At 41.1% G+C, this 1,855-nt stretch carries 2 protein-coding genes; both read right to left on the bottom strand.

Annotated features, from left to right (window positions below; genetic code table 11):
- Positions 1-156: response regulator (locus AC1DSB_RS18780; RefSeq protein WP_477587362.1), on the bottom strand; the 156-nt coding region annotated here is incomplete at its 3' end.
- A 244-nt stretch (positions 157-400) separates the two neighbouring features.
- The coding region (locus AC1DSB_RS18775; protein WP_477587361.1) for a CTP synthase at positions 401-1,855 on the bottom strand (1,455 nt) is incomplete at its 5' end.

The raw sequence follows: 1,855 nt of genomic DNA, 5'->3' as shown, positions 1-1,855 counted from the left end.
ATCTAGGAGCACACCGTCTGGCTTAACTCTCTCAGCTAGTTCTAATGCTTCAATTCCATTCGCAGCCAAAAATGTCGTGTAACCTTCACGTTTAAACACTTCATTTAATAACAAACGAATCCCCTGTTGATCATCCACAATCAGTAACTGTTTCATGAAAACGTTCCCCTTTGCTTGCACTGGTACTATTTCTAATAATTCTACAATCTTTTCCATAATCCTGCATAAAAAAGATATTTTTCAATAATAATTTGCTTTTATGAAGGAGAAAATGTAATCCCTTTATTATAATACAGGATATTCCATACCTGTAGTGCATTTTTAAAAAAAATATCTAATTTTATCCATAAATAGTATAACAAAAGCCCGTTCCTTCATTTTCAAAGGAACGGGCTTTTGGTTAAATTTCCCCTACTGCCGCTTTGATGAACTCGCGGAATAGTGGTTGTGGACGTTGTGGACGCGAGATAAATTCTGGGTGGAACTGAGATGCGACGAAGAATGGGTGATTTGGAATTTCAATCACTTCAATTAATCGACCATCTGGGCTCGTACCAGAGAAAATGAAGCCAGCTGCTTCAAATTGCTCGCGGTATTCGTTGTTGAACTCGTAACGGTGACGGTGACGTTCGTACACTAACTCTTGTCCGTAAGCTTCATATGCTTTTGAACCAGGAATTAGTTTACATGGTTGTAATCCTAAACGAAGTGTACCACCTAAATCTTCAATATCTTTTTGTTCTGGTAACAAGTCGATAATCGGGTATGGTGTAGCTGGATTTAATTCAGCAGAATGAGCGTCTTTTAAATCAAGAATGTTACGTGCAAATTCAACTGTTGCCAATTGCATTCCTAAACAAATACCAAGGAACGGTACGTTGTTTTCACGTGCATAAGCAGTTGCAGCAATTTTCCCTTCAACTCCGCGGTCACCGAAGCCACCTGGAACCAATACGCCGTCAACATCGCTTAACCATTCTGCAACGTTTTCCTCGTTTACGTGCTCAGCGTTAATCCATTTCACTTCAATGTCCGCATCGAATGCAAACCCTGCATGTTTCATGGCTTCTACAACTGAGATGTACGCATCTTGTAATTCTACATATTTACCGACTAAGCCAATACGAACTTTTTTCGATAAATTTTTCACGCGGTCAACTAAAGCTGTCCAATCCGTCATATCCGCTTCAGGCGCATTAATGCCGAAGTGATCTAGGACGATTTGGTCCATATGCTGTTCTTGAAGCGCTAACGGTACTTCATATAAAGACTCCGCATCACGCGCTTCAATTACTTCGCTCGCTTTAATGTCACAGAATAACGCAATTTTATCTTTCATATCTTGTGGTACTTCATGTTCGGTACGCACCACGATGATGTTTGGCTGAATCCCTAAACTACGCAATTCTTTTACGCTATGTTGCGTTGGTTTTGTTTTCATCTCACCTGCAGCACGGATGTAAGGAATTAACGTACAGTGAATGTACATAACATTTTCTGCACCGAAGTCGCCTTTCATTTGGCGGATTGCTTCTAGGAATGGCAGTGACTCGATGTCCCCTACTGTTCCACCGATTTCAGTGATGACCACATCTGCATGTGTTTCTTTTGCAGAACGAACTAAACGTTCTTTAATTTCATTCGTGATATGTGGAATAACTTGTACAGTTCCGCCCAAGTAGTCGCCACGACGTTCTTTTTTCAAGACCGCAGAATATACTTTCCCTGTTGTTACGTTTGAGAATTTGCTGACGTTAATGTCAATGAAACGCTCGTAGTGACCAAGATCCAAGTCTGCTTCGGCACCGTCGTCCGTCACGTAAACTTCCCCATGTTGGTACGGGCTCATTGTACC

It is taken from the genome of Paenisporosarcina sp. P4_E4_2, from assembly GCF_056401595.1.
The sequence above is the reverse complement of the archived record's forward strand: the minus strand, read 5'-3'. Positions and strand labels throughout refer to the sequence as shown.